The 23,330-nt window shown below is 64.1% G+C and carries 17 protein-coding genes and 1 pseudogene; 10 read left to right on the forward strand and 8 right to left on the reverse strand.

Annotated elements, in window-relative coordinates; translation table 11 throughout:
- Positions 1 to 5 precede the first annotated feature (5 nt).
- Positions 6 to 1,178, forward strand: a complete 1,173-nt coding sequence (gene pobA / locus AAA989_RS10845) for a 4-hydroxybenzoate 3-monooxygenase (protein WP_338243459.1) — start codon at positions 6 to 8, stop codon at positions 1,176 to 1,178.
- Here pobA and AAA989_RS10850 read toward each other — a convergent pair.
- The gene (locus AAA989_RS10850) at positions 1,157 to 2,485 is read right to left on the reverse strand and encodes a sugar MFS transporter (protein WP_338243461.1); all 1,329 of its coding nucleotides are present in this window, start codon (positions 2,483 to 2,485) and stop codon (positions 1,157 to 1,159) included. The two genes, pobA and AAA989_RS10850, sit on opposite strands and share 22 nt — an antisense overlap.
- A 100-nt stretch (positions 2,486 to 2,585) precedes the next feature.
- On the opposite strand from AAA989_RS10850, the gene AAA989_RS10855 reads away from it, so the two are divergent.
- Positions 2,586 to 4,370: an IlvD/Edd family dehydratase gene (locus AAA989_RS10855; protein WP_338243463.1), complete on the forward strand. Its 1,785-nt coding sequence runs from the start codon at positions 2,586 to 2,588 to the stop codon at positions 4,368 to 4,370.
- Positions 4,371 to 4,373: 3 nt separating this feature from the next.
- On the opposite strand, the gene AAA989_RS10860 is transcribed toward AAA989_RS10855, so the two are convergent.
- A complete protein-coding gene (locus AAA989_RS10860) occupies positions 4,374 to 5,159 on the reverse strand; it encodes a FadR/GntR family transcriptional regulator (RefSeq protein WP_338243465.1) in 786 nt (261 codons plus the stop codon).
- A gap of 158 nt (positions 5,160 to 5,317) precedes the next feature.
- On the opposite strand from AAA989_RS10860, the gene AAA989_RS10865 reads away from it, so the two are divergent.
- From AAA989_RS10865 to AAA989_RS10875, 3 genes are read left to right on the forward strand one after another with little or no spacing between them, the layout of a single operon-like run.
- On the forward strand, positions 5,318 to 6,319 hold the full coding sequence (locus tag AAA989_RS10865; RefSeq protein WP_338243466.1) for a family 43 glycosylhydrolase: 1,002 nt from the start codon (positions 5,318 to 5,320) through the stop codon (positions 6,317 to 6,319).
- 29 nt (positions 6,320 to 6,348) lie between these two features.
- Entirely contained in the window at positions 6,349 to 7,344 is a 996-nt protein-coding gene (gene araD1, locus AAA989_RS10870; protein WP_338243467.1) for an AraD1 family protein, read from the forward strand.
- Entirely contained in the window at positions 7,341 to 8,264 is a 924-nt protein-coding gene (locus tag AAA989_RS10875; RefSeq protein WP_338243468.1) for a Gfo/Idh/MocA family protein, read from the forward strand. The genes araD1 and AAA989_RS10875 overlap by 4 nt, the downstream gene beginning before the upstream one ends.
- A gap of 12 nt (positions 8,265 to 8,276) precedes the next feature.
- Here the strand turns inward: AAA989_RS10875 and AAA989_RS10880 are convergent, their stop codons facing one another.
- Positions 8,277 to 9,446 (reverse strand): aldose epimerase family protein, encoded by a 1,170-nt coding sequence (locus AAA989_RS10880; RefSeq protein ID WP_338243469.1) that lies wholly within the window; start codon positions 9,444 to 9,446, stop codon positions 8,277 to 8,279.
- Positions 9,447 to 9,559: 113 nt separating this feature from the next.
- Here AAA989_RS10880 and AAA989_RS10885 point away from each other — a divergent pair, with 113 nt between their 5' ends.
- Positions 9,560 to 11,089 carry an alpha-N-arabinofuranosidase gene (locus AAA989_RS10885; RefSeq protein WP_338243471.1) on the forward strand — a complete coding sequence of 510 codons (1,530 nt, stop codon included), beginning with the start codon at positions 9,560 to 9,562 and terminating at the stop codon, positions 11,087 to 11,089.
- 28 nt (positions 11,090 to 11,117) lie between these two features.
- On the forward strand, positions 11,118 to 12,026 hold the full coding sequence (locus AAA989_RS10890; RefSeq protein WP_338243473.1) for an alpha/beta hydrolase: 909 nt from the start codon (positions 11,118 to 11,120) through the stop codon (positions 12,024 to 12,026).
- A gap of 15 nt (positions 12,027 to 12,041) precedes the next feature.
- Here the strand turns inward: AAA989_RS10890 and AAA989_RS10895 are convergent, their stop codons facing one another.
- From AAA989_RS10895 to AAA989_RS10910, 3 genes and pseudogenes are all read right to left on the reverse strand, one after another.
- Positions 12,042 to 12,929, reverse strand: coding sequence for a DMT family transporter (locus tag AAA989_RS10895; protein WP_338243475.1), 888 nt, complete (start codon positions 12,927 to 12,929; stop codon positions 12,042 to 12,044).
- A 79-nt stretch (positions 12,930 to 13,008) separates the two neighbouring features.
- Positions 13,009 to 13,862, reverse strand: a pseudogene (locus tag AAA989_RS10900) (ROK family protein).
- An 83-nt stretch (positions 13,863 to 13,945) separates the two neighbouring features.
- A complete protein-coding gene (locus AAA989_RS10910; RefSeq protein ID WP_338243481.1) occupies positions 13,946 to 15,511 on the reverse strand; it encodes an aldehyde dehydrogenase (NADP(+)) in 1,566 nt (521 codons plus the stop codon).
- Positions 15,512 to 15,650: 139 nt separating this feature from the next.
- Here AAA989_RS10910 and AAA989_RS10915 point away from each other — a divergent pair, with 139 nt between their 5' ends.
- The 3 genes from AAA989_RS10915 to AAA989_RS10925 are packed head-to-tail and all read left to right on the forward strand — an operon-like array spanning position 15,651 to position 20,094.
- Positions 15,651 to 17,069 carry a sugar porter family MFS transporter gene (locus tag AAA989_RS10915; protein ID WP_338243483.1) on the forward strand — a complete coding sequence of 473 codons (1,419 nt, stop codon included), beginning with the start codon at positions 15,651 to 15,653 and terminating at the stop codon, positions 17,067 to 17,069.
- A 41-nt stretch (positions 17,070 to 17,110) separates the two neighbouring features.
- A complete protein-coding gene (locus AAA989_RS10920; RefSeq protein WP_338243485.1) occupies positions 17,111 to 18,631 on the forward strand; it encodes a tryptophan halogenase family protein in 1,521 nt (506 codons plus the stop codon).
- Entirely contained in the window at positions 18,628 to 20,094 is a 1,467-nt protein-coding gene (locus tag AAA989_RS10925) for a tryptophan 7-halogenase (protein WP_338243487.1), read from the forward strand. Before AAA989_RS10920 ends, AAA989_RS10925 begins: the two co-directional genes overlap by 4 nt.
- A 51-nt stretch (positions 20,095 to 20,145) precedes the next feature.
- Here the strand turns inward: AAA989_RS10925 and AAA989_RS10930 are convergent, their stop codons facing one another.
- Both AAA989_RS10930 and AAA989_RS10935 read right to left on the reverse strand, forming a co-directional pair.
- Positions 20,146 to 21,681, reverse strand: a complete 1,536-nt coding sequence (locus AAA989_RS10930; RefSeq protein ID WP_338243489.1) for a tryptophan halogenase family protein — start codon at positions 21,679 to 21,681, stop codon at positions 20,146 to 20,148.
- Entirely contained in the window at positions 21,678 to 23,252 is a 1,575-nt protein-coding gene (locus tag AAA989_RS10935) for a tryptophan halogenase family protein (RefSeq protein WP_338243490.1), read from the reverse strand. Before AAA989_RS10935 ends, AAA989_RS10930 begins: the two co-directional genes overlap by 4 nt.
- Between the last annotated feature and the right edge of the window lie 78 nt (positions 23,253 to 23,330).

The raw sequence follows: 23,330 nt of genomic DNA on the forward strand, positions 1-23,330 counted from the left end.
GAGGCGTGAAGACACAGGTTTGTATCATCGGTGCGGGTCCGGCTGGCCTGCTGCTCGGCCATCTGCTGCGGGCCGAAGGCGTGGATTGCGTGGTGCTGGAGCGCAGGTCGCCCGACTACGTGCTGAGCCGCATCCGCGCAGGCGTGCTGGAAAACATCACCGTCTCGCTGATGGAGCGGCTTGGGCTGGACGGCCGCCTGAAGGCGGAGGGTCTGCCTCACGATGGCTTCAATCTCGCCGATGGCGAACGTCTCATCCGCATCGACATCGCCGAACTGACCGGCGGCCAGCAGGTGGTGGTCTACGGCCAGACCGAGCTGACCCGCGACCTGATGGACGCGCGCGAGGAGCGCGGTCTGGAAGTGATCTACGAGGCGGAAGACGCCGCGCTGTTCGATGTCGAGAGCGATGCGCCCTACGTAACCTATTCCAGGGACGGCGCGGAGCACCGCGTGGATTGCCGCTTCATCGTCGGCTGCGACGGTTTCCACGGGCCCAGCCGCAAGGCCATTCCGGCGTCGGTGGGCAAGGAATACATGCGCGAATATCCGTTCGGCTGGCTGGGCATCCTGGCCGACGTTCCGCCCTGCAACCATGAGCTGATCTACGCCAACCACGAACGCGGTTTTGCGCTGGCGAGCATGCGCAGCGAAACCCGCAGCCGCTATTACGTGGACGTTCCGCTGACCGACAAGGTGGAGGAATGGAGCGACGATCGCCTGTGGGACGAACTGGCCGTGCGCCTCGGCCCGGAGGCGGCCGCGCACATCACCCGCGGCCCAGCGCTGGAAAAGAGCATTGCCCCGCTACGCAGTTTCGTCTTCGCGCCGATGCGGCACGGGTCGTTGCTGCTTTGCGGTGACAGCGCCCATATCGTGCCGCCGACCGGAGCCAAGGGTCTGAACCTTGCCGCCAGCGACGTGCACTACGCGGCAGAGGCGCTGATCGGCTTCTTCAACAAGGCGGGCAGCGACGCCATCGCCTCCTATTCCGACACCGCCCTCAGCCGGGTCTGGAAAAGCGAACGGTTCAGCTGGTCGCTGACCAAGCTGATGCACCGCTTTCCCGAAGACGGCGATTTCGAACGCGCCATGCAGGTGGCGGAGCTGGACTACATCGCCAACAGCCGCGCAGCGCAGACCAGCATCGCCGAGAACTACGTCGGATTGCCCGTATAGGCGTCGGCGAGATCGCCTGTTGCGGTGTCCTCCTGACGCGGCTTCGATCCGATCAGGGCGTACCAGATGATATAGACTTCGCACGCCACGGTCAGCCAGAAGCTGTTCTGCAGGCCATACATGTCGGCAAGCCATCCCTGCACGATCACCAGCGCACCGCCCGCGATGGCCGTGATCAGGAGACCGGAGGCTTCCTCGGTCAGCGGACCGAGGCCCTTGATCCCCATCGCGAAGATGGCGGGGAACATGATCGAGTGGCCGAGACCGACAAGGATCAGGCACCACATCGCGATTGGCCCTTCGAGTGTCGCCGCTCCTACCATCACGATCAGCGCGAAGACCGCGAAGGCGCACAGCGTCTTGTCCGCAGGGAACTTTCGCATGATGAATGCGCCGGCGAACCTTCCCACCATCATTCCGCCCCACAGCAGCACGAGATAATTCGCCGCCTCCGCCGGGGTGATCCCGGCAATCTCGGGCAGGATGGCGAAGTTGATGAACAGGTTGGCGACACCGATTTCCGCGATCAGGTAGATGAAGATCGCAGGTATCCCCCAGACGAGGTTGCGATGCTTCCAGAGTGACAGGTGCTTGCGCTCCTCGCGGGCGACACGGCTGGTCGCGCTGCCCAGCTTGGGCAGGTCCGAACGCCAGATGATCACTGCAATAGCGATCAGCACGAGCGCCACGAGGATATAGGGAAGCTGCGTCGCCTGGGCATCTGCAAGACGCTGAGCCTGGGTCAGCTGCGTGCCTTCCAGCGACGTTCCTCCCACTGTCCGGCTGAGAATGAGGTAGCCGCCGAAATAGGGCGCGAGGAACGTGCCGAAGCTGTTGAACGCCTGCACCAGCGTGAGCCGGGATTCCGAACTCTCCGGCGGCCCGATCACCGCGACATAGGGATTGGCGGCGACCTGCAGCAGGGTGATGCCGCTGGCGATCACGAAGAGGGCGAACAGGGTGATCGGATAGGAGGGGATCTGCGCCGCCGGCACCATGCCCAGCGCTCCTGCCGCCATTACCGCAAGACCGATGATGATCGCTCTCTTGTATCCCGTTCTCTCGATCAGGAAGGCTGACGGCATTCCCATCACCCCATAGGCGATGAACCACACGCTCTCGATTAGCGTGGTCTCCGTGTAGTTCAGGTCGAACACGCTGCGCAGATGCGGCAGCAGCGTGTTGTTGATGACGGTGATGAAGCCCCACATGAAAAAGAGCGAGGCCAGGAGGGCCAGGGCAGGCTTGTAGTTGAGGCTGCCGGTGCCCTCGGAACCCGCGACCGCGTAATCAGGCGATCTCGACATTTCCCAATCCTCCCAGATGCGGAGCTTGTCATCCGCTTATTTGTCGGAGTAATGCGTGGCAAAACCGTCGTGGTCAAGCGGTCACACGGGGGAGGACACGATGACACGCAAACTTCGCAGCCGGGCCTGGTTCGACAATCCGGAAAACATCGACATGACGGCGCTTTATCTCGAGCGCTATCTGAACTTCGGACTGAGCCTGGCGGAGCTGCAATCGGGAAAGCCGATCATCGGCATCGCGCAGACCGGCAGCGACCTTTCACCCTGCAATCGCCACCACCTCGTGCTGGCCGAGCGGATCCGCGAAGGCATACGCGAGGCCGGTGGCATCGTGCTGGAATTTCCCGTGCACCCGATCCAGGAGACCGGAAAGCGCCCGACCGCGGCCCTCGATCGCAACCTTGCCTACCTCGCGCTGGTCGAACTGATCTACGGCTACCCCCTCGACGGCGTGGTGCTGACCACGGGCTGCGACAAGACCACGCCGGCCTGCCTTTCTGCGGCGGCTACCGTGAACATTCCGGCGATCGCCCTCTCGGTTGGCCCGATGCTGAACGGCTGGCACAAGGGCGAGCGCACGGGGTCGGGCACTATCGTGTGGAAGGCGCGCGAGATGCTGGCCGCGGGAGAGATCGACCACACGGGTTTCGTGAAGCTGGTTGCCAGCAGCGCGCCCTCTACCGGCTATTGCAACACCATGGGTACGGCCACCACGATGAACTCGCTGGCCGAGGCGCTGGGCATGATGCTGCCCGGAAGCGCGGCGATACCCGCTCCCTATCGGGACCGGCAGGAAGCCGCCTACCTCACCGGCAAACGTATTGTCGAAATGGTGGCCGAAGACCTGAAACCGTCCGACATCATGACCCGCGAGAGCTTTCTCAATGCCATTGCCGTCAATTCGGCCATTGGCGGATCGACCAATGCGCCCATCCATCTCGCCGCGCTGGCCCGGCACCTGGGCGTCGATCTCGAGCTGAAGGACTGGCAGACGCACGGGCACGAGATTCCGCTGCTGGTCAACATGCAGCCCGCGGGCGATTACCTGGGCGAGGACTATTACCGGGCAGGCGGTGTACCGGCGGTGATCGCGCAGTTGATGGAGCAGGGCCTGATCCACGAAGGCGCGCTCACCGTGAACGGAAGGACCATCGGCGAAAACTGCCGGGGCGCGGAGATCGAGGATGAGCGGGTCATCCGTCCCTTCGACCAGCCGATCCGCAAGGACGCGGGTTTCGTCGTGCTGACGGGCAACATCTTCGATGCCGCGATCATGAAGACCAGCGTGATCGGCGAGGAGTTTCGCAACCGCTATCTATCCAATCCCGACGATCCCGAGGCATTCGAGGGGCCGGTGATCGTGTTCGACGGGCCGGAGGACTATCACAAGCGGATCGACGATCCGTCCCTTGGCATCACAGACAGGCACATGCTGATCATGCGCGGGGCAGGGCCCATCGGCTATCCCGGTGCAGCGGAGGTGGTGAACATGCGTCCCCCATCCTACCTGCTGACCGAAGGCATTCATTCCCTGCCATGCATCGGCGACGGACGGCAATCGGGGACCTCGGCCAGTCCTTCCATCCTCAACGCCGCCCCCGAGGCCGCGGCGAATGGCGGGCTCGCCCTGGTCGAAACCGGAGATCGCCTGCGCATCGATCTGGGGCGCGGCGAGGTGAACCTGCTGATCGACGAAGCCGAATTACAGCGTCGTCGGGAGGCCCTGGAGGCGAAAGGCGGCTTTCCCTATCCCGCTTCTCAGACACCGTGGCAGGAGATCCAGCGCAGCCTGGTCGGACAACTCGACAAGGGTGCAATCCTCGAAGGCTCAGAGAAATACCAGCGCATCGCCCAGACCATGGGCCTGCCTCGCGACAATCACTGACGCTCAATCGCGAGCGGCATATTCCGCCAGCGCCTCCTGCGTGTCGCTTTGCGCCAGTCTCAGGAGTTCGCCCATGGCATTCTCGGCCGCAGAGGGATCGCTCGCCTCGATTGCCTTCAGAACCCGCTCGTGATCCGGCACGGGGTCGCGCGGGAAACCGGCGGCGCGTTGCTTGAACAGGGTGGTATAGGCCACCGCCGCGCCGATGCTGGCCCCCAGCGTCTTCATGATCTCGTTGGAAGAGGCGTTCAGCATCGCCTCGTGAAACTCCAGGTCGGCATTCCGGCCTGCTTCCGTTTCCAGACCGTTCTGCGCCATGGTCGCGAGCGCATGTTGCATCTCGGCCAGTTGATCTTCATCGCGCCGAAGCGCAGCCAGCCGGGCGATGGCGGGTTCGACGATGATGCGCATCTCGAACAGGTCGCTGACCAGTTGCGCATCCGGCTTTCCGGCGAAGGCCCAGCGCAGGATGTCGGGATCGAGCAAGTTCCAGCGCGCGCGCTCCAGCACGCGGGTGCCGGTCTTCGTGCGGCTCTCCACCAGCCCCTTGGCGGCCAGCATCTTCACCGCCTCGCGATAGGTGCCGCGCGAGATGTCGAGACGGTCTGCGGTCTGGATCTCGCCGGGCAAGGTCTCCCCGACGGCGATGGCTCCGGTAACGATGCGCTCCCCGAGGAAATCGACCACGGCGCCGCGCACCCTGCGTCCCGAACCTCGGGGCGCATCGACGATAGCGCTGGCCTGCCGGGACCCGGCAGCCCGTTTTCCGTCAGGTTGGTCCTGTATCATCGGGAAGAGCTATCACGCCTTGCAAGGCTAAAATCAATGCGAGGACATGAATGCTGCGAAGTGGATCCGACGGTTTGACAACTCTATTTGTAGGAGTAATGCTTGGATCGAGCAGACCTGAGACAGGTCAGCTGCTCGCTATGGGTCGGGGATCAAACGTGAAACGCATCGCTGGCACCTTGCTGCTCGCCCTCTGCTCCGCAGGTTGCACCACCGGACCTGCTCCGGTCGAAGGTCGCAATTTCGTCTATGAAGGCAACCCGCTGATCCGCGACCGGCACACCGCCGATCCGGCCCCGCTCGTGGTCGACGATACGCTCTACCTCTACGTCGGACACGACGAGGCGCGCGGCGACCAGATGTTCAACATCACCGAGTGGCTTGCCTATTCCACGCGCGACATGAGGAACTGGACCTTCCACGGTCCGATCATGGAGCCCACCGACTTCGCCTGGGCATCGCGCGACGCATGGGCGAGCCAGGTCCACGAGAAGGACGGACGCTATTGGTTCTATACGGCGGTCGAACATGACGAGGCGCAGGGCAGTCACGGAAAGGCAATCGGTGTTGCCGTGGCCGACAACCCGCTCGGCCCGTTCGAGGACGCGCTGGGCCGTGCGCTCGTTAGGAACGAGGATACGCAGGGACCCCATCACTGGGACGACATCGATCCCACCGTGTGGACCGAGGAGGACGGCACCAGCTACCTTTTCTGGGGCAATGCCAATCTCTACACCGCACAACTCAACGACGACATGGTCAGCTTTGCAGGGCCGATCCGCCAGATCGAGATGCCCGACTTCGTGGAAGGCCCCTGGGTCTTCAAGCGCGGGGACATGTACTACCTTGTCTATGCCTCGATGAATGAGGAGCTCGGCCCCGACGAACGCATTTCCTATGCCACCGCGCCTGCGGTGGACGGGCCGTGGACCTGGCGCGGCGAAGTAACCGGCAGCGCTGCCAACAGCTTCACGATACATCCCGGCATCGCCCAGTTCGATGGCGAGTGGTACCTGTTCTATCACGTGGGTACGCTGACCGTGGGCGATCAGGAAGGCGGCCTGGGTCGTCGCGCCGTGGCGGTGGAGCGCCTGCGTTTCGACGAGAACGGACTGATCCTGCCGGTCGAGCAGACGCAGGCGGGTATCAACGCGCCCTGACGCGCTATGAGATCGAACCGAGAGGACCGATGACGATGTTCCTGATGCAACGGCGCGCGCCTGGCGGAAAGCGCCAGGTCCTCGCCACCCTCGATGGCGAAACGCGCTCGGTCCTGGGCGTGCAGAGCACGATCGAGCTCGCCGAAAGGGCGATCGCGGCGGGCCTCGATCTGCGGCAGGCGGTAGAGCAGGCGGGATTCGGAGAGGCCGTCGATCCGGCAGCCGAGCTGGCTGAAGGGCACCTGATTTCGCCCGTCGATCATCCCGACCCCGCGCACCTGATCCTGACGGGCACCGGCCTGACCCACCTCGGCAGCGCGGAGGGGCGCGATCGCATGCACAAGGCTGCGGCGAACGACGAGGCGACCGATTCCATGCGGATGTTCCTCGAAGGGCTGGAAGGTGGCAAGCCGTCCGCGGGAACGATCGGCCAGCAGCCCGAGTGGTTCTGGAAGGGCGATGGCCAGCATCTTGCCGCGCCCGAGGCCGATCTCGTTCGACCGTCCTATGCGCAAGATGGCGGAGAGGAGCCGGAGATCGCCGGTGTCTACCTGATCGGGCCGACCGGCACGCCGTTCCGTCTCGGGTTCTGCCTGGCGAACGAGTATTCCGACCATGTGACAGAGAAGCACAACTACCTCTGGCTCGCTCATTCGAAGCTGCGACAGGCATCTCTGGGACCGGAACTGCTGATAGGCGACCTGCCGGACGATATTCGCGGAACGGCGCGTATCCGTCGTTCCGGCGTTGTCGCCTGGGAGAAGCCATTCCTCACTGGCGAAGCGAACATGGCCCACAGCATCGCCAATCTCGAGCACCACCACTTCAAGTATGGGCTGTTCCGCCGCCCCGGCGACATCCACGTGCATTTCTTCGGTACGTCCACCGCCAGCTTCGCCGATGGTTTCACGACGCAGGACGGCGACGTCTTCGAAATCGAGGCACCGCCGTTCACTCTGCCGCTTCGCAATCGGCTGGCGGCTGAACCGCGGTCCGAACAGGTGGTGGGTGTGAGCCGGCTGTGACCATTCGCCTTGCCATCGTCGGACTGGGAAAGATCGCGCGCGATCAGCATTTGCCCGCAATTGCCGCCAGCGATACATTCGACTTGGCAGCCACGGTCGATCCCGCGGCTGAGAAAACGGCCGAAGCGCCGCATTTCCCTGATCTCGACAGTCTCATGAGCAGTGATGCGCAGGTCGATGCGGTGGCGGTCTGCTCGCCTCCGCAATCGCGCTATCCGCTGGCAGCGGCGGCATTGCACGCGGGCAGGCACGTGCTGTTGGAAAAGCCGCCCTGCGCAACCCTTTCCGAAGCGCACGCGCTGGCCGACCTGGCCGCGACAAAGGGCTGCACGCTCTTCACGGCCTGGCATTCGCGCTTTGCGGCTGGCGTGGTGCCTGCGCGCGAATGGCTGAAAGGCAAGGCCGTTCGATCGGTAGAAATCGACTGGCGCGAGGACGTGCGCGTCTGGCATCCGGGCCAGAAGTGGATCTTCGAGCCTGGCGGGTTCGGCGTATTCGATCCCGCAATCAACGCCCTGTCGATCGCCACGGCCATTCTTCCGCGCGCGCTGATGGTGGAAAGCAGCGAACTCGCCGTGCCGGCCAATTGTGCGGCGCCGATTGCCGGCCGGCTGGAGATGAAGGACGGCGAAGGCGTTCCCGTGCACCTCGACATGGATTTCCTTCACGAGGGCCAGCAGTGCTGGGACATCGTCGTCCATACCGATGCCGGGGTTCTCGTCCTCTCCATGGGCGGCAGCGTCCTGCAGACGCCCGACGGACGAGAGGAAGGCGAGGACCGCGAATATGCCGGGGTCTACTCGGCCTTCGCGGATGCCATTCAATCAGGTCGGAGCGATATCGATTTCGCTCCCCTGCGGCTGGTTGCCGACGCCTTTCTGCGGGCGCGAACATCGCGCGCGCCCGCCTTTCACGAATAGAAGACCGCAGCCCTAGTCCGTCTGCGGGCCATCCATCGCGTCGTCCGGTGTCACGGACACGCGGTAGATCATGTGGTGGCGATAGGGCGTTCCCGGCTCGATCCGCGCGCTGGGGAAGTCCGGCTGGTTGGGCGCGTCGGGGAAGGTCTGCGGTTCCAGCGCGATGCCGTCACCCATGCGGTAGACGGTATCGTTCTTGCCGGTCAGCGTGCCGTCGAGGAAGTTGCCCGAATAGAACTGCACGCCCGGTTCAGTCGTCAGCACGTCTAGGACGCGGCCCGATTCCGGATGGACCAGCCGGGCCGCCAGTTCCGGCCGGGTGGTGCGGCCCTTGTCGAGCGCCCAGTTGTGATCGTAGCCGCGCCCGATGACGATCTGCGGGTTGCTGCCATCGCGCAGACCATCCTCTATCCGGCGCGGCTGGCGGAAATCGAACACCGATCCGGCAACCGGGGCCAGTTCGCCCGTCGGGATCAGCGTCTCGTCCACCGGCGTGAAGGTTTCGGCCGGGATCATCAGCCAGTGATCCATCGCCCCCTGCGGCGCGCCGACGCCCGCGAGGTTGAACAGCGCATGGTTGGTCATGTTGACGATGGTGGGCGCATCGCTCGATGCCTCGAACAGGATGCCGAGATCGCCGCCGTCGTTCAGCGTATAGGTCACGCGCACGGCAAGGTTGCCCGGATAGCCCTGGTCTCCGTCCGGACTGTCCAGCTCCATGACGACGCGCGCGACGGGGCCGCTTTCCACCTCGACGATGCGCCACAGGAGTTTGTCGAACCCTCGCTCCCCGCCGTGGAGCGAGTTGGCGCTGTCGTTCTGGGTGAGCTGGTAGGTTTGCCCGTCCAGCGAAAAGCGACCGTTGGCGATGCGATTGGCGTACCGGCCAACGGTGACGCCGAAGTAGTTCGGGAAAGCCTCGTAATCGGCGACATCGTCGTAGCCGAGCGTGATATCTGCCGGGCGGCCGTCGCGATCGGGAGCGGTGAAGGATTGCAGGGTCGCACCATAGGTCAGAACCCGCGCAGAAACGCCCGCTGCATTGGAAAGCGTCACCGCTTCCACCCTGGTTCCGTCCTGCAGTTGGCCCGCATCGCTACGCTGCGCGTCAGCCGCACTGGCCGAAGAAGCTGCCGCCAATCCCATCGCCGTCGTCATAAGCCCGATTGCGCCTTTCTTCATTGTTTTCCTCCCGATTCATTTCACATTCTTTTGTCGGACAAATTAATCCTTGCCTAGCCCATCCGCGCGATGGCAGGATTTCGGCAATAAAAAATGCAGGGAAGATGGAGCCGATGAGGATCGCGATTAACACGCTGATTTGCGGATTCGTGCTGGCGGCGATCGGCACGCCAGCAGCCGCGCAAACCGCCATCCAAATCGATAGCGAGGCTGAAATCGGCACGATCGAGCCGGAAGTCTACAGCCAGTTCCTGGAGCATCTCGGCACCCAGATCTATGGCGGCCTCTGGGTGGGCGAGGACAGCGACATACCCAACACCGATGGCGTGCGCGACGATGTGTTCGCCGCGCTACAGGCGCTGCAGGTTCCCGCGATCCGCTGGCCCGGCGGCTGCTATGCCGACCTCTATCACTGGCGCGACGGTGTGGGCGAGAGAACCCCGCGCGAGAACATGGCATGGGGCGGAACCGAGGAGCCCAACACCTTCGGCACCCACGAATTCTTCAACCTTGCCGAGCGGCTTGGCGCCAAGACCTATCTCAACGTCAACCTTGGCAGCGGGACGGTAGAGGAAGCGGCCGACTGGCTCGAATATATCACCGGCACGGGCCAGACCGCGCTGGCGCAGGAGAGGCGCGGCAACGGACGCGCTGAGCCGTGGACGATCGACTACCTGTCGATCGGCAACGAGACCTGGGGTTGCGGCGGCCGGATGCGCCCCGATTACTACGCCGATCTCTACGCCCACTGGGCAAGCTTCATGTTCACCGACGAGCAGGAGCCGGTGATGATCGTTGCCGGCCCACACGACGGCAATATCGAGTTCGCTGACGAAGTGCTCGACCACCCGATGATCGGCGAGGTCTCGAGCGGGATCTCGCTGCACTTCTACACCTTGCCGACCAGCGACTGGAACGCGAAGGGCGCCGCCATTGGTTTTCCCGAGAGCGAATGGGCATCGGCCCTGAAGCGCACGCTGCGGATGGATGGCCTGATCGAGGAAACCGTCGCGGTGATCGATGCGCACGAACACCTGGGCGACGATTACGGCCTCTACGTGGACGAATGGGGCATGTGGGTCGACGAGACCGAGGGGCGGTCCTCTCTATGGCAGCAGAACACGATCCGCGACGCGGTGGTTGCGGCCCTCAACCTCAACATCTTCCACAAGCACGCCGATCGCGTGCCGATGACCAACATCGCCCAGATGGTGAACGTGCTCCAGGCCATGATCCTGACCGAGGGCGATGCCATGGTGCTGACGCCGACCTACCACGTCTATGAAATGTTCACGCCGTTTCACGGGGCGACCTCACTTCCGGTCAGTCTTGCCGGGCCGGAATATCGACACGGCGACATTGCTTTTCCCGCCCTTTCCGCCTCGGCCGCGCGGATGAGCGACGGCCGACTGGCTGTCGCGCTGGTCAATGCCGATCCGAACGCCGCGCACGTGGTCTCTCTGGACCGCGCCGGACGCGAGGGCGTCGAGGGTCGGATTCTGGCGGGCGATGCGATGGATGCCCACAACACCGCAGGGCAACCTGATCGCGTCGTTCCTCGCGAAGCGGATATCCGTGCGGACGAAGACCGGTTCACCGCTACCCTGCCGGCCCGGTCCGTGTCCGTATGGATCATCGAGTGACAGGCGCCGATACCGGGAGACCGATGCAATGAGAAACTTGAGCCTTGCCATTCTGGCGCTGTCTCTCGCAGCGGTTCCCGCTGCTGCGCAGGACGGCACGATGTATCCGATGGACGCGCCGGCGGAACCCGACGCCATTCCTCTTGGTACGGGCGGTGTGGATGGTCAGACAGCCGAGGAAAGCTGGTTTCGCCAATGGGGCGATCCGATGGCCCGCAACATTACCGTCGCCACGCTGACCCCGTTTCTGCCGGACCCCGCCATCGCGAATGGTGCGGCCGTCATCGTCGCGCCGGGCGGGGGTTTCCGGTGGCTTTCGATGGGCAACGAGGGCTGGGAAGTCGCCGAGGCCCTGAACGAGCGCGGCATAGCCGCCTTCGTCCTGAAATACCGCCTGTTTCCCACTCCGGCGACGCTCGAAGCATTCGAGCAGACCATGAACCGGACCTTCGACGAGGCTGCCGGGCAGAATGAGGAAACCGAGCGACCGCGGCGGCCGGAACGGGATCTCGCAATCCAGCTGGCCGATGCCGAAGCGGCCTATCGGATGATCGTTGAACGGTCCGAGGAATGGAACGTCGATCCAGATCGTCTGGGCATGATGGGCTTCTCTGCCGGTGCCGGTCTCACCATGCACGCGACCCTGAACTCGGAAGTCATGGAACTGGATTTCATCGCCCCGATCTATGGCGGTATGGGCGCGGTCAATGTCCCGGCGGACGCGCCGCCGATGTTCGTGGCGATCGCGGCCGATGACTTTCTCTTCGGCGGTCAGGCCGATGTGATCGAGTCGTGGTACGAGGCGGGAAGACCTGTCGAATTCCATCTGTATCAGAACGGCGGCCATGGCTTCGGCCTCGGCAATCCCGATCGCACCAGCAACCGCTGGTTCGACGCCTTCATCCATTGGCTCGATGTGAACGGCTTCACCAGCTAGGCCTGCGGCCCAGGATCAGATCCGCGTGCGGACCAGCAGTCCCTTGAAGAAGGTCGGGCTCGGCCGGATGGCAATCACCATTACCCCGCCTACGGCCAGCGCTGCCCCGGCGAGCATCAGCGAACCCACTTCGTCCCCCGTGATGCCTGCACCCATCATGATGGTGAAAATGGGCGTTAGCAGGGTAATGGGCGCCACGATCCCCGCCTCGTTCCTCTGCAATATGTGAAAGTATACGGTGTGGGCAAAGACAGAGACGACGAGACCGGAAAACAGCAGCGCGGCCAACAGGCGCAAGGGAACGGCCACGGAACTGGTGATCTGCCCGCTTTCCAGCAGCAGGCTGAGCGGGAATAGCAGCAGGGTCGAGAAGAAGCCTGCCCAGGCCATCAGCCGCAGCGCAGAGAGATCGATGGTCTTGAGATAGACCGATCCCAGCGCTCCGACGAACGCTCCGGCGAAGACGAAGAGAAGCCCGGCGCTGTTTTCCCAGCCGGTTGGGGAGGCGACCGCGATGAGCACGCCCACCAGCGCCATGCCGATGCCCAGTCCGCGCCGCCAGCGGACGCGTTCCTTGAGGATCAGCATGGCCAGCAAGACCGTCATCGGGGCGCCAGACAACTGCACGATGGCCGAGGAGGAAGGGGTTGCGTCCTGCAGGCCGACGAAAAGCAGGGCGAAGCCGCCCCCGCTTACCGAAGTGGTCACCAGGGCGACGCGCCACCAGTCCTTCCCCGGCCATTTCAGCCAGGGCAGCAGGGCCGCGACAACGACCAGCGAGCGCATCGCGGCATAGAACAGCGGCGGGATCGCCATGTCGGTCACGACGATACGGCTGACGATGACATTGCCTGCCCAGATCACGCACAGCAGGACGAGCAGGGCAATATCTCGGAATGACATTCCGAGCGGTTAGCACCGCGATGGGGGCGGGTCAGGTGGGAATGCGAAATTGTCGATGGAAAGAAGCAGAAAGGGGACGTCAGCGACGGGCGGGACCTGCCACGCCGCGTTGCAGAGCCCGCGCCGCGAGGAGAAGAGCGCCAATCGGGCCGGCATCGTCACCAAGCGCGGGTGGGCAAACGATCTGCGCCATGTCGTCGCAGCTCAGCGAACCGACATAGCCTGCCAGCAGGTCAGGAACCATGAGGCGGGACCTTGCCAGCAAGTGCGGCTGGTGATTGGCCACGCCGCCGCCCACCACGATCCTTTCCGGCGAGACGGCGAGCATCAGGACGGCGAGCAGTTCCGCAAGGTCCCGGACGACGTTGTTCCATGCAGGATCGTCGTCAGCCAGATCGGCGGGATCGGCTTGAAATCGTGCTGCAAGGGCAGGGCCGGCAATCAGCCCTTCGATACAGTCGCCATGAAAGGGGCACGTTCCTGCGAATTCGTCACCGGGAACACGGCGAAGGCGGATATGGCCCATCTCGGGGTGAAGACGGCCCTGTGCGGGATGTCCGTTCAGCAGCAGCCCGCCGCCCAGTCCGGTCCCGATGGTCAGGTAGACTACGGTCGAGCAGCCCGAGGCAGAACCCTGGGCGTATTCCGCCAGGGCAGCTGCGTTGACATCGGTATCCAGTCCGATGGGGCCGGCAAAGCGTTTCCGCACGTGTCCAGCAAGGCGGTGCCGGCCCAGTTCTCCTTGGGCGTGTCGAGGATGGTGCCATAGTCGGTTGCGTGCGGATTTACCCTCACCGGCCCGAAACTGGCCATCCCGAGCGCCTCGATCGGCGCGTCAGAATGCCATGCTTCCAGAGCGCCCAGCGCCAGCGCCAGTGTCTCTTCCGGGGTGGTGGTGGGGAAGCTGCGTCGCTCGACGATCCGCTCCCCCATGCCCAGCACCGTCACGCACTTCGTGCCGCCAAGCTCGATGCCCGCCAGCCGGGGCGGGGCCTGACCGCCGGAAGCGTCTCCTCTCAAACGCGGTACTCTCCGTCGACGCGGACCAGCGTCGTCGCCTTTTCGTCCCGCAGGGCCGCGGGAAGCAGGCTCTCCGGCATGTCCTGATAGGAGACCGGCCGCAGGAAGCGGTCGATTGCAAGAGTGCCGACCGACGTACTGCGACCGTCGGACGTCGCGGGGAAGGGGCCGCCGTGGACCATGGCATGGGTCACGTCGACGCCGGTCGGCCAGCCGTTGGCGATGATCCGGCCTGCAAGCTTTTCCAGCACCGGCATCAGCGTCTTGGCGGGCTGGTGGTCTTCCTCCGCCATGTGCAGCGTCGTCGTAAGCTGTCCCTCCAGGCCCGAGAGGACGTCGCGAAGCTGATCGAGGTCCTTGCAACGAACGACGATGGACGCGGGGCCGAAGACTTCCTCCTCGAATGCCTCGTCGGCAAGGAAAGCGTCGGCGGAAACGGTATAGACCTGGGCCCGTCCGCACATCCCCGGGCTGTCTTCGCCCAGTCCGACGAGTTCGGCGCCATTGCGCTCCGCAAGCCGGGCCGCGCCTTCGGAATAGGCACGATGGATGCCACCGGTCAGCATCGTCTGGCTGGCGACACCGGATAGCGCCTTCTTCGCGCTGGCGAGGAAACGCTCGAGTGCCTCGCCTTCGATGGCGAGCACGATGCCGGGATTGGTGCAGAACTGGCCTGCACCCATAGAGAGAGAGCCGACATAGGCCTCGGCCAGTTGCTCCGCGGCCTGCTCTAGCCGGGCGGGCATCAGCGTGACGGGGTTGATGCTGCTCATTTCGGCAAAGACCGGGATGGGCACGTCACGCGAAGCGGCATGGTGCATGAGCGCAAGGCCACCCGCCCGCGAACCGGTGAAACCGACAGCCGCGATGTTCTCGTTCTTCACCAGCGCTTCGCCCAGCGCGTTCTCGGTCCCGTTGAGCAGGGAGAACACGCCGCCGGGAAGCCCTGCCTCCGCCACGGCTTCCGATATCGCGCCGGCCACCAGTTCGCTGGTTCCGGGATGTGCCGGATGTCCCTTGACGACGACGCAGCATCCGGCCGCGAAGGCCGAGGCGGTGTCGCCTCCGGCAACGGAGAAGGCCAGCGGGAAGTTCGACGCACCGAACACTGCCACTGGGCCAAGGGGAATCATGCGCAGCCGAAGATCGGGCTTGGGCGGCGTGCGATCCGGATGGGCATGATCGATCCGCAGCTTTTGCCATGCGCCGCTATCGACTTCGTCGGCGAACAGGCGAAGCTGGCCTACCGTGCGGCCGCGCTCGCCGTTCAGCCTGGCTTCGGGAAGCCCGGTCTCCTGCATGGCCCGCTGCGTCAACGTGTCGCCCAGCGCATCGATCTTGTCTGCCACCAGACGCAGGAACGCCGACCGCTCCGAAAGGGGAAGGGAAGCGAAGTGATCCTGCGCTTCTGCCGCCGCGGCGCAGGCGTCGGCAATGTCTTTCGCATCGGCTGCGGCGAACTCTTCTCCGAATTCCTCGCCGCTTTGCGCGGCGCGCGCCCGGAAGGTCGTACTCGATCCGCGGCGCTCGCCCGCTATGAAGTTGTCGCCAGTAATTGCCACTTGAACTCTCCTGTGATGCTTTCCCGCACGACGTTTGGGGAAGGGCTGCAATAGCCGCTTGCGTGCGGTGCGTTTTCCGTCCTAGGTAGCGCTACCATAAATAACCGGTGTTGCAACCGGACGGTAGGGAGCGGGAAATTTGGACAATGCACGCAACGGCACCAATCTGGGGCTGATTTCGGCGATCGTGGCGGTTGCCACGATCGGGGGGCTGCTGTTCGGTTACGACAGCGGCGCAGTCAATGGAACGCAGGAGGGGCTTACCACAGGCTTCGGGCTTGACGAAGCTTCGCTGGGCTTCACCGTCGGGTCCTTGCTGATTGGCTGTTTTCTCGGCGCGTTCTTCGCCGGCACGCTGGCCGATGCGATGGGGCGTCGCAATGTCATGCGCATCGCCGCCGTCCTGTTTCTCGTCGGAGCGCTGGTGCAGGGGCTTACGGCCGACCACACCATTTTCGTGATCGCGCGTGTCGTAGGCGGCATGGCCGTCGGCGCGGCCAGCGTGCTTTCGCCTGCCTACATCTCCGAAGTCGCACCGGCGAACATCCGTGGCCGGATGACGACGGTCCAGCAGATCATGATCATTACCGGCCTGACCGCGGCGTTCCTGGTAAACTACTTCCTCGCCGCCGCGGCGGGCGAATCGACCAGTGAATTCTGGCTGGGCATCGCCGCCTGGCGCTGGATGTACCTGGCTCAGGCCGTTCCGGCCGCAGTCTTTCTGGTGGCGCTGTTCTTCATTCCCGAGAGCCCCCGCTATCTCGTTGCCAAGCGCCGGGACGAAGAAGCCGGCCACGTGCTGACGCGTCTGTTCGGCGAGACAGTGGCCAAGGCAAAGCTCGCGGAAATTCGCAACAGCTTCGCCAGCGATCACCGGCCAAGCCTTCGCGACGTGCTCATTCCCGCGGGAGGGAAGGGCTTCCTGGGAATGCGCTCCATCGTCTGGGTGGGGATCATGCTGGCCGTGTTCCAGCAGCTCGTCGGCATCAACGTCATCTTCTATTACGGATCGACGCTGTGGCAGCTGGCCGGCTTCACGGAACAGGATTCGCTGCTGATCAACGTGGTCTCGGGCGCGGTGTCGATTGCGGCTTGCTTCATCACCATCGCCGTGATCGACAAGGTCGGCCGCAAGCCGCTGCTGCTGATCGGTTCTGCCGGCATGGCGCTGACCCTGTTCGTGATGGTCTATGCGTTCAGCCAGGGCGGCCTCGACGCGGAGGGCAATCTGGTCCTCTCCGCGCAGCTGGGCACGCTGGCGGTCGTCGCGGCCAACCTCTACGTGATCTTCTTCAATGTCAGCTGGGGCCCGGTGATGTGGGTGATGCTGGGCGAGATGTTTCCCAACCAGATCCGCGGGTCGGCACTGGCGGTGGCGGGCTTCTTCCAGTGGTTTGCCAACTATCTGATCGCCCAGACCTTCCCCATCATGGCCGTGGGCATCGGCCTGGCGGCAAGCTACACCTTCTATGCCGTCTGCGCGGTGATCAGCTTCTTCCTGGTGCAGGCCTTCGTGAAGGAGACGAAAGGCAAGGAACTGGAGGAGATGGAAGGCTGATCGGCTTTGCCGTGCGATCCCGAATTGCCTAGGCTGTGGCGATGAGCGAGTTCGGAGCGAAACCCAGGCGCGTGGTGATCGTCGGCGGCGGAACGGCCGGGTGGATGACAGCGGCGGGACTTGCGCGGATGCTGTCCGGGCAAGTCACCGTCGACCTGGTCGAAAGCGAGGATATCGGCATCATCGGCGTCGGCGAGGCGACCTTGCCGCATATTCGCGGGTTCGTGGAAAGGCTCGGCATATCCGAGGCCGAGTTCATGAAGGCGACCCATGCGACCTACAAGCTGGGGATCGATTTCCGCGATTTCGGTCGCATTGGCGAAAGCTACATCCATCCCTTCGGATCGTTCGGGGAGGAAGTGGCGGGCGTCGGCTTCCACCACTTCTGGCTGGAACTGCAACGCCTCGGCAGGACCGGTCCCATCGGGGACTATTCGCTTTGCGTGGCAGCGGCGCTCGCCAATCGCTTCACGCCGCCGAGCGAAGACATGTCGCTCGCCTCGTCCTACGGCTATGCCTACCAGTTCGACGCGACCCTTTTCGGCCCCTTCATGCGCGAATTCGGAATCTCCATCGGGGTCACCCGTCATGAAGGTCTGGTCACAGGGGTCGAACGCGACGGTGACAGCGGGAACGTCACTGCACTGGTCCTGAAGGACGGCCGCCGCATCGAGGGCGATCTCTTCGTCGATTGTTCCGGCTTTCGCTCGCTGCTGCTGGGCCAGGAACTGGGCGTCGAGTGGGAAGACTGGAGCCACTGGCTGCCATGCGATCGCGCGGCGGCCATGCCATGCACCCATGCCACTGACGATATCCGGCCCTATACCACGGCCACGGCCATGCCGGCGGGATGGCGCTGGCAGATCCCGCTGCAGCACCGCATGGGCAACGGCTACGTCTTCTCCAGCGCGTTTGTCGACGAGGACGTGGCCTGCGAAGCCATTCGCACGGCTGCAGAGGGAGAGCCGCTTGCCGATCCGCGCGTCCTGCGTTTCCGGCCCGGCAGGCGATCGCGCAGCTGGAGCCACAACGTCATCGCGGTCGGCCTGGCCAGTGGCTTTCTCGAACCGCTGGAATCCACATCGATCTACCTCGCGCAGATGGCCATCACCTATCTTATCGAACTGTTTCCGGAAGGCGATATCGAGCCTGCGGACCGCGACGAGTTCAATCGCCTGGTCGACATGGAATACGACCGGGTTCGCGACTTCCTGATCCTGCACTATCACGCCACGACGCGCGACGATTCCGAATTCTGGAACCACGTGCGCACGATGACGGTGCCCGACAGCCTCGCCGCCAAGATGGAACTGTGGCGGCGGACCGGGCGCATAGAGAAATATTCCGACGGCCTCTTCTACGACGCCAGCTGGATTGCGGTCTATCTCGGCCAGGGCTGTCTTCCCGAGCGGCACGATACGCGCGCCGCGCTTGTCCAGCCCGGACAGCTGGAGGCGGCGGCCAATCGCCTGCGGGAGGAAATCGCGTCTCTCGTTTCGAGGATGCCGGCCCATGTCGATTTTCTCAACCGAGAGAGCGCCAGGCTGGCCGAGCCGGCATGAGCGTTCCGCGCGAACAATTGCGGCGCATCGTCGTTGCAGGGGGAGGGCAGGTGGGCATCCTGGCCGCCATCGGCCTGCGCCGGGCCCTGCCCCGGTGCGAGGTGGTCATCATCGGTCTCGCCCCAGACCCCGCCGCGTTCGCCGATCATGCCGCGACGGCGCTGCCGTTCACCAACAAGCTGCACGATCGGCTGGGGATCGACGAATCCCGCATCGTCCTGGCGGCCGGAGGAAGCTATCGACTGGCGACCCGCTATTTCGGCTGGGGCGGCGAGAACCAGCACGGGGTTGCCACATATGGCGATGCGTCCGACGCGGCCCTGCAGACCCGTTTCGCGCAGGAATGGGGCAGGGGACCGCGCAACGTCAGCGAAAGGCGCCAGGCGGCTTCGCTGGCGGAAGTACTGGTCGATGCCGGGCGCTTCGCCCCGCCTCCGCCGGACAGCGACACGCCGCTTTCCCAGATCGAATACGCCCTGCGCTGGAACCCGCCGGCCTATCGGGACCTGCTGATCGACCTCGCCCAGCAGTCCCGGATCAGTCACGTGCAAGGTATGGTGGAAGCGGTGGAGCGCGATGGACAGGGCGGGATTGCCGCCGTGGTCATCGAAGGGCAGGGGCGGATCGAGGCGGACTTCTTCGTCGACTGCAGCGGCACTGCGGCCGTGCTTGCTTCTGCTCTGCCCGATTTCTCGCTGGACGAGTGGACGGGCACGCTGCCGGTTCGCCGCGTGCTGGTAGCCCGCCCCGGGCAGGCCATGCTGGCACTGGAAGACCGTGTCTCGTTGCTGCCGGAAGGATGGCTTTCCGAACTCGCCGGGCGTGACGGCTTGCAGATGGCCCTGGCAATCGGCGAAGGTACGAGCGAGGAGGACGCTGTTCGCGCCCTGGGCGCAGAGCCCGTCGCCGCCATCCCAGTCACGCCGACGTGTCTGAAGCAGCCCTGGTCCGGGAACGTCGTGGCCCTGGGCGACGCCGCCGCCCGGTTCGAGCCGCTCGCCGGTCTGCCTCTCGATCTCGCCCATCGGCAGATCGACCTCCTGCTCGAGATGCTGCCAGGCCGCGAAATCGAACCGCTGGAGCGTGCCGAGTACAACCGACGGGCCGCGATGATGTTCGATAGCGTGCGCGAAGTTCTCGCGCTCCATTACACGGCTCCGCGTGCGAGCAGGGTATTCCCCGGTGCCGCCGCGCCTGCCTCGGTGCAGACCGCGCTCGATCAGTACACCAGGCGCGGGCGTCTTCCCTTCCGCGAGGAATCGCCTTTCCTGAAGCAGGAGAGAATGGCCCTGCTCGGCGCACTCGGGTTCGACAGGGGAATACCGGCGCAGCACCGTCAATCCGGATCAGGTGAAACCGAAGCTGCACAGGCTGAATTCGAAGCGCGGGCAAAGGCTGCACTGTCTTTCGCACCGCCTTACGATCAATGGATGGCCTCGGTGCTTCAGCCCGGCGCAAGATAGACCGGAGAAGCCATCGGATGCGGTCGGTCACTTCGCCCGACCGGCCGGTTTTCACGACAAGATCTGTTCGGCGGCCGGTATGGCACTTCCCTGCTGGGCCAGGAATTCATCCTGAGAAGGCATCTGGGACACGGCCTGGGCAAGCACCTGCCTGATATGGCCCAGCCGCTCCCTGGTCTCCGCTTCGTCCAGGAGCATGGCCACGGGATGATGGCCCTTTGCCTCGATTCCCTGGCCCGCCATTACGGATAGCCAGCTCGTCTCGGTGAACAGCTCCTCGTGCTCGCGGATCACCCGGCCCGACCCCTGATAGACAGCCAGCTTTTCAGAGAGGCCGTCAGGTGGATCGAGATGCTTGCAATACCGCCAGAACTCGCTGTCCTCCCGTTCGGTCGCCTTGTAGTGGAGCACCAGGAAATCGCGAATATCGACGTATTCGCGGATCGTCGCACGATTGAACTGCGCGATCTCCTGTTCGCCGAAGGCCGTGGTGGGGAAATAGGCCATGAGCCGGGCGATCGACGATTGCACGAGATGGATGGCCGTCGATTCCAGCGGTTCGAGGAAGCCTGCCGCAAGCCCCAGCGCCACGACGTTCTTCTCCCACATCCTTTCGCGATACCCTGCGGTGAAGCGCAGCTGGTTCGGATCGGCGAAGGGAGTGCCGTCGAGATTGGCCAGAAGCAGCTCGGTCGCCTCATCCTCCTTCATGTGGGCGGAGGAATAGACGTGCCCGTTGCCGATCCGGTGCTGCAGGGGAATTCGCCATTGCCAGCCAGCGGAGCGCGCAGTGGAACGCGTCAGAGGCTGACGGTCGCCGGCCAGCGTGCACGGGACGGCCACCGCGCGGTCGCACGGCAGCCATTTGCTCCAGTCGTGAAACGCAACGCCTAGCGTCTGACCCAGTAACAGCGAGCGGAACCCCGAGCAGTCGATGAACAGTTCGCCCTCGATCTGCGTGCCGTCTTCCAGCTTGATCGCGGTTACGAAGCCGCTTTCGCCGTCCTGCAGAACCTCCACGACTTTCCCTTCACGGCGCAACACCCCCTGCTGCTCGGCACGGCGTCGCAAGTAGCGGGCGTAGCGGCTGGCATCGAACTGAAAGGCGTAGGAGAGTTTCGAAAGCGGCGAGCGAGGATTGTCGAGCTGCGGCCAGAAGAATTTTCCCGCCTTACCCGCCATCGTCCCGATAGAGTACCTGTCGAGTTTGTCCCTCTCGCCCAGGTCGCGTCCGCGGAGCCAGAAGTGGTGGAACTCGATGCCCAGCATGTCCAGGCCGTACTTGCCGAACGGATGGACGTACGAATGGCCGGGCCGGAGCCAGTCGACGAATTCGATCCCCAGCTTGTAGGTTGCGTGGGTCTCGCGCACGAATTCGTTCTCGTCGATCTCCAGCAGGTTGTTGAAGGAGAGTATCTGCGGGATCGTCGCCTCGCCAACGCCGACCGTGCCGATGGCTTCGCTTTCCACCAGCTGGATAGAAAGGCCGGGAAATGCGCCGAGAATCTTCGAGATCGCGGCAGCAGCCATCCAGCCGGCGGTGCCCCCGCCGACGATCACGATCTTGCGGATCGGTTCCCCGTTCACGCCTGGCTCGGGAATGCAAAATCGGGAACGGACCGTTCCTCGTACCAGGCCCCCGCGCGGCGCAGGAAATCTTCCTGCGTCGGCAGCTGTTCCGCCGTCCTGCGATAGTTTTCCTGCATCTGCCGCATGGCGTGGCGCACCTTGTCCGGATCCAGCGTGTCGGCGATGGGATCGTATGCGCTGGGCTTGATGTTCTGCCCCAGCATTACGGCAATCCAGCTGGGCTGGGCAAACAGTTCGGCGTTTTCCCTGAACACGCGCCCGTGAAGGCGCCACAGGTCGATCTTGCGCGAGAGCGATTCCGGCACTTCCATGTCGCGCACGTATCGCCAGAAGGGCGTGTCGTCGCGCTGTGTGGCCTTGTAGTGCAGGATGATGAAATCCCGCACGTCCTCGTAGAGTTCGCGCATGCCTCGATTGTATTCGTCGCGCTCCAGCGGGCTGATCGGGTTATCCGGGAAGAGAGCGAACAGCCGCGCTATTCCGTTCTGGATCAGGTGAATGCTGGTGGATTCCAGCGGCTCGATGAAGCCAGACGACAGCCCCAGCGAAACGACGTTGTGGTTCCAGGCGCGTTTGCGCATTCCGGTGGTGAAGCGCAGGGTGCGCGGCTGCGCGAGGACTTCGCCTTCGACATTCGCCAGCAGGATGTCGCAGGCCTCGCTTTCCTCCAGGTATTCGCTGCAGAACACGTGGCCGTTGCCCGTCCTGTGCTGAAGCGGAATTCGCCATTGCCAGCCTGCACTGCGCGCGGTGGCGCGCGTGAAGGGGTCGGGTGTCCCCAGGTTGGCGGTCGGCACGGCAATTGCGCGATCGACCGGAAGCCAGTGGCTCCAGTCCTCGTAGCCGGTTTCCAGTTCGTCCTCGATCAGCAGGCCGCGAAAGCCCGAGCAATCGATGAAGAGGTCGCCCCCGACTATCGAACCGTCTTCGAGTTCGACCGACTCTATATTGCCGGTTTCCCCGTTGCGACGGGATCGCACGATACGCCCTTCCTTGCGGACCGTGCCCTGCCGCTCCGCCAGCTTGCGAAGGTAGGCCGCGTAAAGGCTGGCCTCGAAGTGGAAAGCGTAGTTGATCTCGGAAACCGCGCTCTGGGCTGTGCTGGAAGGTCGCCCGAACCGCCGCATCCGGGCAGCCATGCAGCTCATCGAATAGGAACTGATGTCCCCGGCGGCATCCCCCGACTGCGATAACTCGCGAAGGTAGAGCTGGTGAAATGCGATGCCGTGAAATTCGTGGCCGTATTCGCCGAAGGGATGGAAGTAGCGATCGCCGAGGCGGCCCCAGTCGACGAATTCGATGCCCAGTTTGAAGGTGCCCTTCGTGGCCTTCAGGAACTCGTTCTCGGGAATGTCGAGCATGGCGTTGAAATTGCGGATTGGAGGAATGGTGGCTTCCCCCACTCCGACCGTTCCGATAGCTTCCGACTCGACGACCGTGATGCTGCGCCGCCCATCGTTGAAGAACCGCGACATTGCCGCCGCCGCCATCCAGCCCGCGGTTCCCCCGCCGACAATCACCACTCTCTCGATTCTGCTCGCGGTAACGATACCACTAGGTTGAGCCATTGCTCTGTCCCGCCTTCCGACTGATGCCAAAGTGTAACAATCCCTGTGCTAATCCTTCAATAGCCCCCTTGCCAAGGC

The sequence above is a fragment of the Aurantiacibacter hainanensis genome (genome assembly GCF_036321025.1).
Classification (GTDB): domain Bacteria; phylum Pseudomonadota; class Alphaproteobacteria; order Sphingomonadales; family Sphingomonadaceae; genus Alteraurantiacibacter; species Alteraurantiacibacter hainanensis.

What these genes read in the sequence shown, in the direction of transcription:
- AAA989_RS10855 (WP_338243463.1), top strand. Translation starts at nt 2,586, where the DNA reads ATGACACGCAAACTTCGCAGCCGGGCCTGGTTCGACAATCCGGAAAAC.
- AAA989_RS10860 (WP_338243465.1), bottom strand. Translation starts at nt 5,159, where the DNA reads ATGATACAGGACCAACCTGACGGAAAACGGGCTGCCGGGTCCCGGCAG.
- araD1 (WP_338243467.1), top strand. Translation starts at nt 6,349, where the DNA reads ATGACGATGTTCCTGATGCAACGGCGCGCGCCTGGCGGAAAGCGCCAG.
- AAA989_RS10890 (WP_338243473.1), top strand. Translation starts at nt 11,118, where the DNA reads ATGAGAAACTTGAGCCTTGCCATTCTGGCGCTGTCTCTCGCAGCGGTT.
- AAA989_RS10935 (WP_338243490.1), bottom strand. Translation starts at nt 23,252, where the DNA reads ATGGCTCAACCTAGTGGTATCGTTACCGCGAGCAGAATCGAGAGAGTG.
- AAA989_RS10920 (WP_338243485.1), top strand. Translation starts at nt 17,111, where the DNA reads ATGAGCGAGTTCGGAGCGAAACCCAGGCGCGTGGTGATCGTCGGCGGC.
- AAA989_RS10895 (WP_338243475.1), bottom strand. Translation starts at nt 12,929, where the DNA reads ATGTCATTCCGAGATATTGCCCTGCTCGTCCTGCTGTGCGTGATCTGG.
- AAA989_RS10925 (WP_338243487.1), top strand. Translation starts at nt 18,628, where the DNA reads ATGAGCGTTCCGCGCGAACAATTGCGGCGCATCGTCGTTGCAGGGGGA.
- AAA989_RS10850 (WP_338243461.1), bottom strand. Translation starts at nt 2,485, where the DNA reads ATGTCGAGATCGCCTGATTACGCGGTCGCGGGTTCCGAGGGCACCGGC.
- AAA989_RS10880 (WP_338243469.1), bottom strand. Translation starts at nt 9,446, where the DNA reads ATGAAGAAAGGCGCAATCGGGCTTATGACGACGGCGATGGGATTGGCG.
- AAA989_RS10885 (WP_338243471.1), top strand. Translation starts at nt 9,560, where the DNA reads ATGAGGATCGCGATTAACACGCTGATTTGCGGATTCGTGCTGGCGGCG.